Source organism: Pseudonocardia sp. EC080619-01, assembly GCF_001420995.1.
Classification (GTDB): Bacteria; Actinomycetota; Actinomycetes; order Mycobacteriales; family Pseudonocardiaceae; genus Pseudonocardia.
This window is the reverse complement of the sequence record NZ_CP012186.1, coordinates 173,147-186,516: the sequence shown is the minus strand read 5'-3', so window position 1 is coordinate 186,516 and position 13,370 is coordinate 173,147. Positions and strand designations below refer to the sequence as shown.

The following is a 13,370-nucleotide window of genomic DNA, read 5'->3' as shown; positions in this document are numbered from 1 at the left end:
CCGGTCGTGAGCGAGGACGTCGAGGCGATCCGGTCACTGCACGCGCTCGCCGATCTGGTGACGCCGATGGCGTTGCGGGTGTTCGTCTCGCTCGGTGTGCCGGACGCCATAGACGAGCGCCCCGGAACTGCACCTGAGCTGGCCTGTCGGTGCGGTTGCGACGCCCGGATCCTGCGCAGTGTCCTGGACCATCTCGCTGCCCGCGGGGTCGTCACGAAAGAGCCAGACGACACGTACGGTCTCACCACCCTGGGACGGCTCACATGCGACACCGACGGCCCGTCGCTGCAGTCCTGGCTGGTGGGGTCACTGCGGCTGGGAACGCTGCGCGGCGACGTCGACCACAGCGTCGTGGCGTTGCTGGATGTCGCCCGTTCCGGCCGGACGGCCCTGGAGGAACAGCACGGGGAGTCGGTCTGGGAACGCGTGACCCGGATGGACGCCGGCGCGGCGATACAGGAGTTCGGGCGGCTCGTCCCGGTGCTCGACATCGAGCCGATCTGGCGACTCCTGGAGGCGTACCCGGCCGCCACGGTGTGCGACGTGGGTGCCGGGAGCGGCAGGTTGGCGCACGAGCTGCTGTCCGGGGAGCTGTGCTCGTTCTGCCACGTCGTCGATCTGGCGCCGATGGTGGGTGTCGCGGACACGGTGCTCGGTCACCGCTTCGCGACCCGGTACGCGGCGGTGGCGGCGGACTTCATGACCGATCCGCTGCCGGAGGCGGATCTCTACATCGTGTCCGACGTGCTGGTGGACTGGGACGACGCGAGGGCGGTGCGTCTGCTGCGCAACGTCCACGGAGCCTGCCGCCCGGACGCCCGGGTGCTCATCAGCGAGCTGACCCTGCCCAGCGGCGCGGGAGACCTGTTCGACCCGACGGCGGGACGGCTCCGCCTGAACATCGAGATGCCCAGCCCGAACCGCACGGTCGAGGCGCTGGTGACGCTGGGCCGGGCGGCCGGCCTCGCCGAGGTGTCGACGGCGTGCGGCGAGCACCGATCAGCGATCCTGTTCGCCCCGGCGTGATGGCGCCGAGTCACCGGTCGCGTCGCGGGCCGTTGGCCAGGAACCCCGCTTCGAACCGGCTCCGCGCCCCCAGCCTGCGCATCAGGGAGCCGACCCGGCGACGGTAGGTCCGGACCGACAGGCCGAGCGTGCGCGCGGCGACTTCGTCGGTCAGGCCGGCCCGCAGGGTCCGCACCACCTCGTCGTCGCCGTCCACGTTCACAGCCGCATCCGGGGACAGGTCGATCGACACCGCGTGTAGCCACAGCAGGGACAGGTGCTCGTGCAGCACGGCGACGATCGGCTCGTCGGTGATCAAATCCGCGGTCGACGGAACGAACGAGTACCCCTGCGTCGCGAAGGCCGCCGTCCGCTGGTCGAACACCGCGATGCCCCGGGACACGTGGCCGCTGAAACGGATCGACGCACCGGCCCGGGACCGCTGCCGAAGCTCGTCCAGCAGTTCCGGTACGGCCAGCACCTGAGTGCCGAACAGCAGACGCATCCGGACCCCGCGACGTAGCGATTCGGCGTGCGCGTCCCGCTGGGCGCGCAGGTAGGCCAGCACGCCACCGCCGCCAGAGATCGAGGCCAGGATCTCGGACTCGCAACCGCCGACGAGTCCGGTGATCCGGGCCGCGCCCGGCGCGGACCCGTGCTGCCCGCCGTCAGGATCTCGCCTGCCCTCCCGTCGACCGGCCACGCGACCCATCCCGACGCGACGGCCCGCCGTCCCGGCCGGGTGCTCCCTCTGCCCGTCGAACTCCACGGTCACGTTCCCCCTACGTCCGGGCGGGGGCCCTCAGCCCCGCTGGCGGATCAGACGACGACCGTCTGCACGATCATCAGGACGAGCAGCAACATCGGCCCCCGGCTCAGCTGCTTGATCAGCCCCAGTGGTGTCGGCCCCAGCACCCCGACGTCGAACATGGCGCCGTCGTCGAAGGACAGCGGCGGCTTGGTGACCATGCGGTAGACCACCACGATCGAGCCGACACTGGCGATCACAACAGTGACGACCGGGACCCCGCCGGCGATCACGGCGGCGAGGCAGCACCAGACGACGGTGCCGGCGAACGGCACCACACTCAGCGCCAGGCCCAGGTGCGGCCGCGGGACACCGAGCAGCCGCTGAAGACCCGCGGATCGCAGCACCGTGCGCAGGGTGCCGGCCAGGCGGTCGGCGACGAGGAACGCGGCCAGCGTGAACACGGCCGGCTGATAGTCGGTCGCCGGGCCCGGTCCCGATGACGCGAACAGCGCGGGCACCACGAGCAGGCAGCCGACGGTGAGCAGCTTGCCGGGCGCCCGCACCAGCCGGACGAGATCCGCGGCGACGAGCCCGAGCAGCCGGGACCGCATCCCGACCGGCGCCGACCGGACGTACCCCGTCCGGATCGCCCGGCGTTCGGTCATCAGCATCCCGAGCAGGCCGAACTCGAACGACGTGACGGACAGCATCAGACCGACGGCCATCGTGTGTCCGGACGACAACGCAGAACGCCGCAGCCACCCGAGCGCGTACAGGCTCGCCCCAAGGAGCACAACGGCGACCACGACCAGCGCGGAGGCGGCGGCCGGGGCGGTCGCCGCCCCAAGCCCCTCCGGCACCACGCCGTCCAGCACGGCGCCGCCGAGCGCCCGGTCGACCACCAGCACGACGGCACTCGCTGCGGCGAGCACGGACAGCACCGTCTGACATCCGGCCGCGACGCCGCGCCGGGCGGTCTGGGCGCACACGGCGAAGCCGACACACGCGGCAGCCGTGGCCCCCGAGGCCAGAACCCCCAGGCCGGAGACGGCCACCCCGAACCCGGTCAGCACGTACACCATCCCCGGCCACAGCAGACCGGCACAGACGGCGGCCACCACCATCCCAGCGACAGTGCGCAGCAACGCCGTGCGCCGGTCCAGCGGGGAGGCCAGCAACCAGCTGGCCGTCGCGGCGGACGTGCTGACCGGGCCGACCGCGAGCAGCGCCTTGAGCAGCACGCTGAACGCGAGCAGGGTGAGCAGCAGCGCCACTGCGGTGCGGTCGGCCGGCACCCCCGGGCCCGGCGCGGTGCCCGGCACGTCCGGCCCGGTCGTGGCGAGGACCGCCTGCGCGGCGATACCACCGAACACGACCACGTACAGGGCCTGTTCGAACAGGCGGGCGGCGTACACCCGCCACGGCACGGTGGTGCCGCTGGACTCCCTCAGGCGCCGCCGGGCGGCCTTCCACGACGGGATGGCGGGTCGGCCGCCGACCGTCTCCGTGCGACCGCTCATCAGAACGAAACCACGTCGTCGGCGACGTCGGAGATCACCGTCTGGTCATGCGAGGCGAACAGCACCGCCGTTCCGTTCCGTTTCTCCTCCCGCAGCCGGAATCCCAACCACTCGCGACCGGCTTTGTCCAGCCGTTGTTCCGGTTCGTCGAGAAGGAGCAGATCTCGGGGGCGGACGAAGCACGACGCAAGTCCGAGCCGATGCCGCTGCCCGGTGGACAACGTCGGCGGCAGCTGATGGATCGCGGCATCCAGACCGACGTCCCGGATCACCGTCTCGGTGACCGAGTCGGCATTCTCGGTCCCGTGCAGCCAGGAGATCATCCGCAGATGTTCCAGGACGGACAGGTCTGGAAAGTAGTCGACGTCGTCGAGCAGCGCCGCAACCGCTCGGCGCTGCGTCGCATCGCTTTCGATCAACGGACGCCCGAACAGCTCGACGTCGCCGTCGTCGAGTTCGTCGGTGCCCGCGACGCATCGCAGCAACGTCGACTTTCCGGTTCCGTTCGCACCGGTGAGCGCGATCGCCTTTCCCGCAGACAGGTCGAACGTCACCTCGCTGAACAACGGGACGGAGCCGTAACTCTTCGACGCCGCCCGCACCGTCAACGCCGAGACACGGGTCCTATCGAGCGTCACATCTGATCCTAACGCATTTCGGGCACGTCCCCCGCCCCAGCCGTTCCAAGATCGTCTACGCGGGTGACTGAGCGTGAGACACGTGGCAGGTTGATCTTCCGCGTGTCGGCTATGTAGGTGAACGAAGCTCCAGTAGGGCGAACGGCCCCTGCTTAGACTTTCGTTCCCGACCAGAACTTCGTTACCGCGGCATCCTCCCATTACCCAGTCCTCGCCTGCTACAGCGGTAGGTGACAGCTGATCTAGCACGCCGAGTACGTGAGTTGAGAGGATGTATCGATGCCCTAAGCCCTACCCGCCGAGTTGCGCGCTGACATGGTCCGGGTGCGGCCCGCACCCGTGAGGACGGGTCACGATCGGGCAGGTCGCGACTGACTTCAGTGCGCATCCGATGACCTTGCAGAAGTGGCTACGCCGCGTAGCGGCGGTCGACGACGGGGACCGTCCCGGCCCGACGACGAGCGAGTCCGTCGAGTTGCGCCAGGAGCGTCAGCGGATCCGCTTGTGGGAGCAGGAGAACGAGGTCCTACGCCGCGCGGCGACCTCCCCATGCCCCAACTCCCGGTCAAACGCTATCCGCTAGCGAGAGAGCCCGCCGCCAGCGGGATCGCGGTGGCGCTCATGAATCGTGCGGCGGTATGGAGGTGGACCGAGGGTGCCGGTCGCCGGTACGGTGCGGCCGCCTGGGTGTGGTCAAGTGATCTGGCCCCATCGATCGTCGGTTGATCTGGCCCCGCCGACGTGCGGCTCATTGGGAGGCTGAGGACGGGCAGGTCAGGTGCCCTAGCCTGTGGCGGGTGGTGGATGCGACGACGGTGGTGTTCGAGACGCATTCCTGGAGCGAGGACAACGACCGGTCTGTGGCGACCGGTTGGCTTCCAGGCCGGCTCTCCGAGCGTGGACGTGAGCTTGCCGCCGAGCTCGGTGATCGCCGCCGTGGCGACGGGCTGGATGCGGTGTTCAGCTCGGATCTGGAACGGGCGGCGGAGACGACCCGGATCGCGTTCAGCGGGATGACGCTCCCGGTCTTTCTGGACTGGCGCCTGCGCGAGTGTGACTACGGCCGTTTGAACGGTGCCCCGGCAGCGCAGATGGCGGCGGAGAAGCCCGCCAGGATCCGAACCCCATATCCCGGTGGGGAGAGCTGGGAGCAGGCGCTGGATCGTGTTCTCGGGTTCCTGCGCGACGTCACGTCCCGCTGGCAAGGACGACGAGTGCTGGTCATCGGTCATGTCGCCACTCGCTGGGAATTGGACCACTTCGTGAACGGAATCAGCATCGAGGAACTCATCGCCAGTGACTTCGGCTGGCGTGAGGGCTGGGAGTTCACCGTCACTAGCTCCGGCCTACCGACTGCAGCATCGTGACCGTGCGGCGCTCGGAGAGCAGCGACGACCGCGGTCCAGTCGTGCTCCGGCTCAGTAGCTCCGTTCTCCGGTGCGCGGTCCGCGGTGGCGTGAGGAACGCGACCGAGCGGGATGTTCGAACGCCGGGGACCGGTCGCGAGCCCAGCCGCCCTAGGCTCCCCGCTATGGGATCGGCGACCGACCAGCATCCCGTCGGGACGCAGGCTCGGTACCCGGTCCGTCTGGAGTGGGGCCCGGTCGGGGCCGCGGTGGTCTCCGACGGGTGCGAGTTCGCCGTCGTGGTCGACGTCCTGAGCTTCACCACGACCCTGACGGTGGCGTGCGACCTCGGAATCGAGGTCGTGCCGTGCCCCTGGCGTGACCAGCGCGCCGAGGCCCTCGCCTGCGAACACGATGCAACGCTGGCCGTCGGCCGGACGGCCGCGAGTACCGGCCAGGTCAGCCTCTCGCCCGGCACACTGCGGGGCGCCGAGCCGATGCGGCGGCTCGTACTGCCGTCGCCGAACGGCTCGAACATCAGCTCCCGTATGGCTGGGATCGGGGCGACGGTCATCGGCGCGAGCCTGCGCAACCGCACCGCGGCCGCAACCTGGCTCACCCAGCAGGCCAACAGCGCTGATCGGGCTCCCCAGATTGCCGTCATCGCCGCCGGTGAACGCTGGCCCGACCAGAGCCTGCGTCCCGCGATCGAGGACCTTTGGGGCGCGGGCGCGGTCATCCGCGCCCTCGTCGATCAAGGCTGGGAACGGCTCTCACCGGAGGCCGACGCGGCTATGCACTGCTTCGACGCAGTGAGCAACGACGTCGCGACAGCCCTGCACCACAGCGCTGGCGGCGTCGAGCTCGACGACCTCGGCTTCAGCGAAGACGTCGACATTGCCGCCGAACTCGACCAGAGCTCATCGACCCCCATACTGCTCAACGGCATCTACACCAGCTGACCCACCGACCAGGCGCCACGCACAACCACGTCCACGCTCAGCGTCCCGGGACTGCGCTATCTCGCGCCGACGGCACCTCTGGCCGCGAACGTAATGAACGGCCGGGCACTGTCGTTCGACTGCCGCTCCCCAGTCAGTTGGATGCGTTGCGGGAGTGTCAAGAAGCGTCGCGGGCTGTCAGGGACCGGACGGCGGTGTGATGGTCGAGTCGGCGACGCTGGCGTGGCGGGCGATGTGCGGCTCACCACCCCGGAAACCACGATGCAGACCGCCCGGGCGAGGCTGCGGCACTATGTACAATACGGAGCTGGTCTGTATTGTTATAGGTATGAGCGTGAGAAGGTCGAGTCCTGGGCGGCCACGCAGCAGGAGCGCTGACGCGGCGATCCTCGCCGCGGCCCTGGACCTACTCATCGACCGCGGCATCCCGTCGACGAGCGTGGAGCAGGTGGCCCGCCGGGCCGGTGTCACCCGGGCGACGGTGTACCGACGTTTCCCGGACAAGACCCGACTGCTGATCGCGGCCATCGAGTCCGCTTGGGGCGATCCACCGGTCGCACCAGAGATCACCGACATCGAACAGATGATCACCGGCTGGGCGGGGGTCCTCGCGCAACCGCGGCAACGCAGGCTCCTGCGACGCCTCTACGGTGCGGTCGACGACGATCCCGAACTCGCTGCCGCGTACCGCGAGCGGCTGGGCGGTGCGCGCGACCGGATGCGGCGCGACGCGATCGCCGCCACCCGCGACGCCGGCCGGCTACCGGGCGACACCGATCCCGAGGTCCTGCTGGACCTGTTGACGGGGGCGGTGTGGCATCACCTCACCGCCTACCCGGACACCACCGCACCGGATCAGGCCGAGCGGTACCTGCGCGCCCTGCTGACCCAGGCCGGTTACCGACCGGACGAAGTGCGACCGCCCAAGGAGGACCAGACGTGAACTCCGCTGTCACCGACGCCCGAGTTCGGACCCGAGCGTTCGCGCGCGTCATCGGTCCCTTCGTCGCCGCGGTCACCACGGTCTACGCGATCCGGCTGCCCGAGCTGAACACGATGATCGCCGACATCCTCGGTCGACCGGTCGGCGTGTTCGCCCTGGGAGTGCTACTGCTGGGCGGCGGCCTTGTGATCGTGGGCGGTCACCGCAACTGGCGTGGGCCGGCCGCGGTTACCGTGTCGGTGTTCGGGTGGTTCGTCACCGTGCGGGGCCTCCTGCTCATCGCCGCGCCGGGCACCGTGCAATCGAGTGTGGACACGGTGATGGCGTCGCCGACCGCGGTCGCGGCGTTCCGTGTGTTCTTCGCCGCGCTGGCCCTGGTCGGGCTCTTCCTGACCTGGGTGGGGTGGTTCGGCGACCGACGATCGCGGCCGGGCCGCCGTCGTGTGGCCGGTGGTGCGGACCCCACTGAACCCGGCGTCACCACCTAGACGAGATCACGTCAAGCGGCCTTGCCGCGATAGCTCAGGACCGACGGACTGTCATTCGACCGTCGCTCCACAGCGGCGCCTTGCCGCCCGTGCCGGCTCCAAGGGCACGGCCCAGCGGACACGGGCTGGTGCCCGCCGGACGTCGGGAGGGGTCACCGGTAAGTGACCCGCTATGGGCGGGTCCGGGATCGATGGGGAGGCGGGGGAACGAACGATGGCAACCAGGAAGACAGCGAAGGCGGAGCGGGAGGTCCGCGATCGAGCTGAGGCCATCGCGGCGGCACGCGATCGTCTTGATGCCGATCAGGCCGAGCGCCGACGGCGGGAGGACGAGGCGTTCGCGCGCTACGCGCGAGCCGACCGTGATGCCGAGCAGATCGTTGCCGACCGGGACTCGGTGATCGCCGAGCTGGAGCAGCGCCGGCGCGACGCGGAGGGTGAGGCGCAGAAGCGGCTCGAGGAGGTCGAGGCGCGACAGCGCGAGGTCCTCGCCGAGCTGCACCGCGAGGGACGGAAGGCCGAGGACCTGGCCGCGATGTTCGAGCTGTCGGTCAAGCGCGTGCGTGGACATCTACGTCAGGCCCGCCGCGCGAGCGCGGCCACCGATTCGCCGCCGGTGGCCGCCTTACCGAAGCCACCGGTCACCACGAGCGACAACGCGGCCACGGCCTGACCGTCCGTGGCCGCGGCTCCATGGCCGGCCCCGCTGGTGGTCGCGGGCGATGCTGTGCCGCCGAAGGTGGGTCCGCTCTGAGCCCCTCGGCCCGGCGCGGCCGTGAGCGCCACGTTCGGCCCGGGCCGGCGACCATGGCCGGCCCGGGCCGGGCGGTCAGGTGGACTGTGCGTCGCGCCAGGCAATGACGGCGAACTTGTCGGCCTTGGTCATGACTCGCCAGTCCCGCCGCAACCGGGCGTCACGCTCGGCCGGGCTGGTCGAGGTGGCGGCGATGTAGTCGCACCGTGCGGTCAGCATGACCTTCCGGGTCGCGTCAGCGTCCGGGACAGCGATCCCCGGGGTCCCATCCTCCCGGCAGTCCTGGCAGAGCCCGTCGCGGTTGACGCGGCGCTGATCGGCGGTCGAACGCTCGACTCCGCAGGCCACGCACGGAAGACCACGCATCGGCGGCACCGCCGCAAGGTCGTAGTCCAGCCGGTCATCGTGCTGGGGTTCGTTGGAGTCCTCGACCGGGTCGATCCGATCGGCGAAGTAGCGGCGGGCGACGCTGTCGCGCTCGACCGCTCGGGGGTCCCGTCGCCCGCGCGGAGCGCTCCGGCGGCTGGTCAGGTCGCGCGACTTGCGGGCTGCGTGAACCTGGTCCTTGGCGCGATTCGCGCGCGCGATGCGCTCGGCGTCGCGGGTCTTCTCCGCGCGCCGTTCCGCGCTCGGGGCGCACGCCTCGACCAGCGCGCGTCCGTCGGCGTCGGCCTGGCGCCACTCGCGGCGCAGCTCGGCGAGCATCGTGGTCGGGTGCTCGGCTTCCAGAGCCTCCACGCAGCGCACCAGCAGCAGCCGCGCCGCCGGGTCGGTGGTGTCCAGCAGCCGCGCGAGACGGGCACGAGCACCACGCAGCGCACCGCGCTCGATCATCTCGGCGATCTGGCCCAGCTCCGCGGCCGCGGCCGCCGTGGTGTTCGTGGTGGTGGTGTCGGTGGGGTTCATCGCGACTGCGCTCCCTCGCTGGCCGGTGGACAGGACCGGGTGGGCCTGTCGGCCCGTCTCGGGTGGCGGGCGTCTGCCCCGCCACCGCGAAGCGGCGGTCGCGCGGCATCCGAGGCTCAACGTCAAGGGCAGCCCGAAGGGCTGTCGCCGAAGGCGACGCGGAGCTTGCGCAGCGCCCTTGACGTTGAGTGATGCCGTGCTCAGCTCTAGGGCCGTCAGGCCCACCCCGCCGAAGGCGGGTCCACCGGGTTTCCTCGGCCCCGGCGCGGCCATGAGCGCCACCACCCGACCGCCGGCCGCGGCCGCCCACTGGCACCGCTTCGCTTCTGGCGCGGGGTGCGCCGCGGCCGCGGCCGCGGCCGATGTCAGCCTCAGCGGCTCGGCGCGACGACGCGGACGACCACGATCATCCGGCCCGCCCGGGCCTCGATGACGGCTCCGCCGGCGAGCACGACCGACGCTGGCTCGTCCCTGCCGTGGTGCACGACGTCGGTCACCCGAGCACACGAGGTGGTGTCCACTCGTGCGGGGACGCCGTCGTAGTCGTGTCGCATCCGATCGATCGTGTCGAGTGGCAGCAGGTCCCCTGCCCGGATCTTCGTGGTGTGGGTCTGGTGGATCTCGATCTGCATCGCTGGGGCCTCCTCAACGGAACACACGGGGAGGGGCCCCGCCCGGCGGGCGGGGCCCCTCGGTGGGCGAGCCGCCTCAGAACGGAGGCTCGTCGTCGCCGAGCTCGGCGTCGCCGAAGTCGGTCGGCTCGTAGATGTCGACGAGCAGGTCCTCCAGCACGCGCTGGTCGTTGATGCTGAGATCGGAGCCGATGACCCCGTCGAGGGTCCAGAGGCCGGTCTCGGTGTCGATATCGACGCGTCGGGTAGCGCTGGTGCTGCTCATGTGTGGGCCTCCGGTGCTCGGTGCGGCTGGAACGCGGCGCAGCCTCAGCACGCCCGGGGTGGGGGCCCGCAGGGCCGGCGGCGGTCCTGGCTGGCCCATCCCGGTGTGACCCTGTACGCGACCGCCGCCGGCGCACCTTGAGGTGACGGGGTCTCACCGGGATGGGTCGGCCAGGTTCGTCGGCGCTTGCCCCACCCCGGGCGTGCTGACCATCCGGGCGATCCAGACGTGCCGAGCACCGGAGGCCCACCCCCGCACCACCACTGCTGGCGAACAGCCACCCTGCAGACCGACCGGCACCGCAGCCGGTGACCCGAACACCCCGGCCGGCACCGAGCCGGCGACCCGGCGGTGCCCACCGGCACCGAACCTGGTGAGACGACCCCTCTGACCGGCACCGAGCCTCGTGCCCCAGCCACGTGACCGGCACCGCCGGCGAACGCGCCGGCCGGCCGGTAGGCCGGACGGCACGCGAGCGCCGGCGTCAGTCGCCGGCCTCGGCCTCGGGCTCGACCTCGGTGATGGTGATGTTGTGGGCGATCGGGATCGACAGGGCCGAGCTGATCTCGTGCTCGCTCGCGCAGCTCGGGCACGGCACGCGCTCACCGACCTCGTGCTCGCCGGGGACAATGCTCATCGCGTCGGTGCACCCGTCACCGAACTCGACCATGGTCGCGTCGCTCAGGGCCAGGCCGTCCTCGATCCGCGGGTTGACGATCGGGAAGTGCTCGCTCATCACGGTCCTCCTCGCAGTGGCTGGGTGGTGCGGCTGGAACGCGGCCCTGCCTCAGCACGGCCCGGGTGGGCCCGCCAGGGGCGGCGGGGATCCGGGGCTGGCCCGTCCGGTGTGGGATCGGCCGCAGGCCGACGAGCGGGCAGCGAGCCCGTCCCACCCGCGGCGGCGTCGGCGACGGTCATCGCCGCGCACCCACCCGGGGTGTGCTGACCTCCGGGCGATCCAGACGTGCCTGCCCCGCCCCTGCGGGCTCGTGCCCGAGCGAGTAGGCCCTGGCAGTACTCCTCAGGGCACCGGCAATCAGGGCACCGGCAACAGGGTGGCGCCCTCGTTCACCGCGGCCTGCTCGGCCAGCCCGCGAAACTCCTCCCGCACGTCCGCGATCCGGGACGGGTCACCGACCAGGAGCGTCTCCAACTCCTCGAGCGACCACCGGACCGTGACCCCGTGCCGGGCCAGGTAGAACGCGAGATGCCGGACCTTCCACCGGTCCCCGCGGTCGAGCCAGGCGTAGCCGAGCAGCTGCCACACCCACCGCGCGACCCGCGCGGGCTGATCGGCCCGCAGCACGGTCTTGACCTCAACCAGGGTCTCGCCGACCAGCAGGTCGGCCTCCGCCCAGTGCGGCACCAGCACCGGCGAGGCGAAGCCCAGGTCCTGCCCGCGGTCCGGACCGCCGGCCCACTCGTGCCAGGCCGCGAGCGTGCCCGATGACTCGACCACCTGCGCGAGCGCGGCCGCGTCGGCCACGACCGCCGGTGGGGCCAGCGCGCGCAGCTGCTCCACCGTGGCCTCGCCAGCCTGTGCGATGCGGGCCAGCGGCGGCGGGGTGGTCCCGGACCGGTAGCGGTCCTCGCCGAGGGTCCACACTGCGTGGGTGCGGGCGAGCGCGGTCTCGGCGCCCGGTGTGCCGATCACCCCGCTCGGGGCATGGCGCCGGGCGAAGACGTGGCCCCGGTGGGCGAGTTCAGCGAACATGGCATCGCCGGGGCGCCCGCCGTGCCCGTCAGCCGGCGGCGCGAGCAGCGCGACGACGTCCCGGGGGGTGGGGCGCAGCCCCACCGCGACCTCAGCCAGGTCCGGTTCCTGGGCCAGCACGGCCTGCTGGGCCGGGTAGCCGGCCGCGATCGCGTTGCTCGCCTGCGACGAGACCAGCTCGGCTGCGACGAGCCCGTACAGCGCCGCGTACGGCGCGGCGTCGTGGACCAGCGCGGCGAGCCGCGTGCTGATGATCCCGCCCACCATCGGCCAGTGTCCCGCGCCGATCCGGCCGGTCGGCCGCAGTACCTCGGCCGCGGCTGAGGCGGCGCGGATCTGGTCGACCGCGGCGGTGGTGCCGGGCAGGTGCGTGGCGCACCACCGCGCGAGCACACCCTGCTGCAGCTGCGAGGTCAGCGACATCCCCCACCTCCAGTCCTACTCCTCGCCGGTGTCGTTACCGGCGCTACGGCCGCGGGTGACGGTGCGTGGGGCGCGCATCCCGAAGCTCATCCCGCGGGTCACGGTCCGCTCGGCTTCGGCTCGGGTGAATCCCGCGACCCCGATGTGCGCGGTGGCGGCGTCGAGGAGGACTGCGTAGGCGTTGTCGGCGTCGAGTTCCCCGCCGCCGACCCACTGGCCAAGCACGCGGGCGGCGGTGAGCAGGGTGAATTGCCGCTGTCCCTGCGGGGCGCGGGTGACGTGGTCGGTCTCCTCGCGCAGAATCTTGGCCATCAGTGCGTTGGCATCCTTGGCCGACAGGACCAAGGGTGTCGTGCGCCGCGGCCGCGGCGGGGGTGGGGTGAGCAGGGTGGCCAGCCAGGCGGGGAGCTCGGCGATCTGGCCGTGTTCGGCGACCAGGTAGGCGCCCTCGGGGCGGATGCTGCCGGCTCCGACGACGAACCCGCCACCCGCTCTCGTGTCGATCAGCGGACCGAGGCTGTGCCCGTGCCCGCCGTGGGTGTTGCGCAGCGCCAGGCCCTCGGGCATCCGGTAGTAGAGGTGCTCCCCATCGGTCGGGGTCACCGTGGAGTAGGTGTCGGGCAGGATCTCGCCGTGCTGGGCGGCGAGCTGGTCGAGGACCTCCCGGCCGGTAGTGGCTCCGTCCCACTCGGGGAGCGGTTCGGTGCGGGTGTCGAGGTCGATCACCACCAGCCCGGAGGGTCCGCAGGCCACGCCGACGTTCCACCGGGACGACGTGTGGGACCACCAGCGCCGGATCTGGGCGGGGTCGCGGGTGGCGCGCTGTTCCCAGCCCTGATGCCCGCCGGCGCAGGGCCCGCGGCCGCGGCACTGGGTCTCGCCGTGGAAGGCGGGGATCTTCGATCCGGCCTTGACCGGGAACACGAACAGCCCGGCGGCCGCGGCGTCGAGCGCGACCTGACGCAGCCGCATCACCTCACGATCCAGGCGCGGGCGGACACGTCGCGGCATGCGCGCTGCCTC

Annotated in this window: 15 protein-coding genes; 6 read left to right on the top strand and 9 right to left on the bottom strand. The window is 71.6% G+C overall.

The features are described 5' to 3' along the window. Positions 1-6: 6 nt before the first annotated feature. Positions 7-1,026, top strand: a complete 1,020-nt coding sequence (locus AD017_RS33045) for a methyltransferase (RefSeq protein WP_060577611.1) — start codon at positions 7-9, stop codon at positions 1,024-1,026. Between the two features lie 10 nt (positions 1,027-1,036). On the opposite strand, the gene AD017_RS33040 is transcribed toward AD017_RS33045, so the two are convergent. From AD017_RS33040 to AD017_RS33030, 3 genes are all read right to left on the bottom strand, one after another. Continuing rightward, a complete protein-coding gene (locus AD017_RS33040; RefSeq protein WP_145986129.1) occupies positions 1,037-1,708 on the bottom strand; it encodes a hypothetical protein in 672 nt (223 codons plus the stop codon). 116 nt (positions 1,709-1,824) lie between these two features. Next, positions 1,825-3,276, bottom strand: coding sequence for a DUF6297 family protein (locus AD017_RS33035; RefSeq protein ID WP_060577609.1), 1,452 nt, complete (start codon positions 3,274-3,276; stop codon positions 1,825-1,827). Beyond that, positions 3,276-3,830: an ATP-binding cassette domain-containing protein gene (locus AD017_RS33030; protein ID WP_238592127.1), complete on the bottom strand. Its 555-nt coding sequence runs from the start codon at positions 3,828-3,830 to the stop codon at positions 3,276-3,278. The genes AD017_RS33035 and AD017_RS33030 overlap by 1 nt, the downstream gene beginning before the upstream one ends. Before the next feature lie 881 nt (positions 3,831-4,711). Here AD017_RS33030 and AD017_RS33020 point away from each other — a divergent pair. The 5 genes from AD017_RS33020 to AD017_RS33000 all read left to right on the top strand — a co-directional run bounded on the left by AD017_RS33020 (position 4,712) and on the right by AD017_RS33000 (position 8,326). After that, positions 4,712-5,281 (top strand): histidine phosphatase family protein, encoded by a 570-nt coding sequence (locus tag AD017_RS33020; protein WP_227013419.1) that lies wholly within the window; start codon positions 4,712-4,714, stop codon positions 5,279-5,281. 164 nt (positions 5,282-5,445) lie between these two features. Further along, positions 5,446-6,222: a 2-phosphosulfolactate phosphatase gene (locus AD017_RS33015; protein WP_060577608.1), complete on the top strand. Its 777-nt coding sequence runs from the start codon at positions 5,446-5,448 to the stop codon at positions 6,220-6,222. A gap of 199 nt (positions 6,223-6,421) precedes the next feature. Beyond that, a complete protein-coding gene (locus AD017_RS33010; RefSeq protein ID WP_369822016.1) occupies positions 6,422-7,165 on the top strand; it encodes a TetR/AcrR family transcriptional regulator in 744 nt (247 codons plus the stop codon). A gap of 113 nt (positions 7,166-7,278) precedes the next feature. Beyond that, positions 7,279-7,653: a hypothetical protein gene (locus AD017_RS33005; protein ID WP_145982886.1), complete on the top strand. Its 375-nt coding sequence runs from the start codon at positions 7,279-7,281 to the stop codon at positions 7,651-7,653. A 214-nt stretch (positions 7,654-7,867) separates the two neighbouring features. Then, entirely contained in the window at positions 7,868-8,326 is a 459-nt protein-coding gene (locus AD017_RS33000) for a translation initiation factor IF-2 (protein ID WP_145982887.1), read from the top strand. A 156-nt stretch (positions 8,327-8,482) separates the two neighbouring features. On the opposite strand, the gene AD017_RS32995 is transcribed toward AD017_RS33000, so the two are convergent. From AD017_RS32995 to AD017_RS32970, 6 genes are all read right to left on the bottom strand, one after another. Next, positions 8,483-9,313: a hypothetical protein gene (locus AD017_RS32995; protein WP_060577604.1), complete on the bottom strand. Its 831-nt coding sequence runs from the start codon at positions 9,311-9,313 to the stop codon at positions 8,483-8,485. A gap of 371 nt (positions 9,314-9,684) precedes the next feature. Next, positions 9,685-9,945, bottom strand: coding sequence for a hypothetical protein (locus tag AD017_RS32990; RefSeq protein WP_060577603.1), 261 nt, complete (start codon positions 9,943-9,945; stop codon positions 9,685-9,687). A gap of 76 nt (positions 9,946-10,021) precedes the next feature. After that, on the bottom strand, positions 10,022-10,210 hold the full coding sequence (locus AD017_RS32985) for a hypothetical protein (RefSeq protein WP_060577602.1): 189 nt from the start codon (positions 10,208-10,210) through the stop codon (positions 10,022-10,024). A gap of 484 nt (positions 10,211-10,694) precedes the next feature. Beyond that, complete coding sequence (locus tag AD017_RS32980; protein ID WP_060577601.1) at positions 10,695-10,946, bottom strand: hypothetical protein; 252 nt, start codon at positions 10,944-10,946, stop codon at positions 10,695-10,697. 300 nt (positions 10,947-11,246) lie between these two features. Beyond that, positions 11,247-12,347 (bottom strand): hypothetical protein, encoded by a 1,101-nt coding sequence (locus AD017_RS32975; RefSeq protein ID WP_060577600.1) that lies wholly within the window; start codon positions 12,345-12,347, stop codon positions 11,247-11,249. Between the two features lie 15 nt (positions 12,348-12,362). Next, positions 12,363-13,358, bottom strand: coding sequence for a bifunctional DNA primase/polymerase (locus tag AD017_RS32970; RefSeq protein WP_227013418.1), 996 nt, complete (start codon positions 13,356-13,358; stop codon positions 12,363-12,365). Between the last annotated feature and the right edge of the window lie 12 nt (positions 13,359-13,370).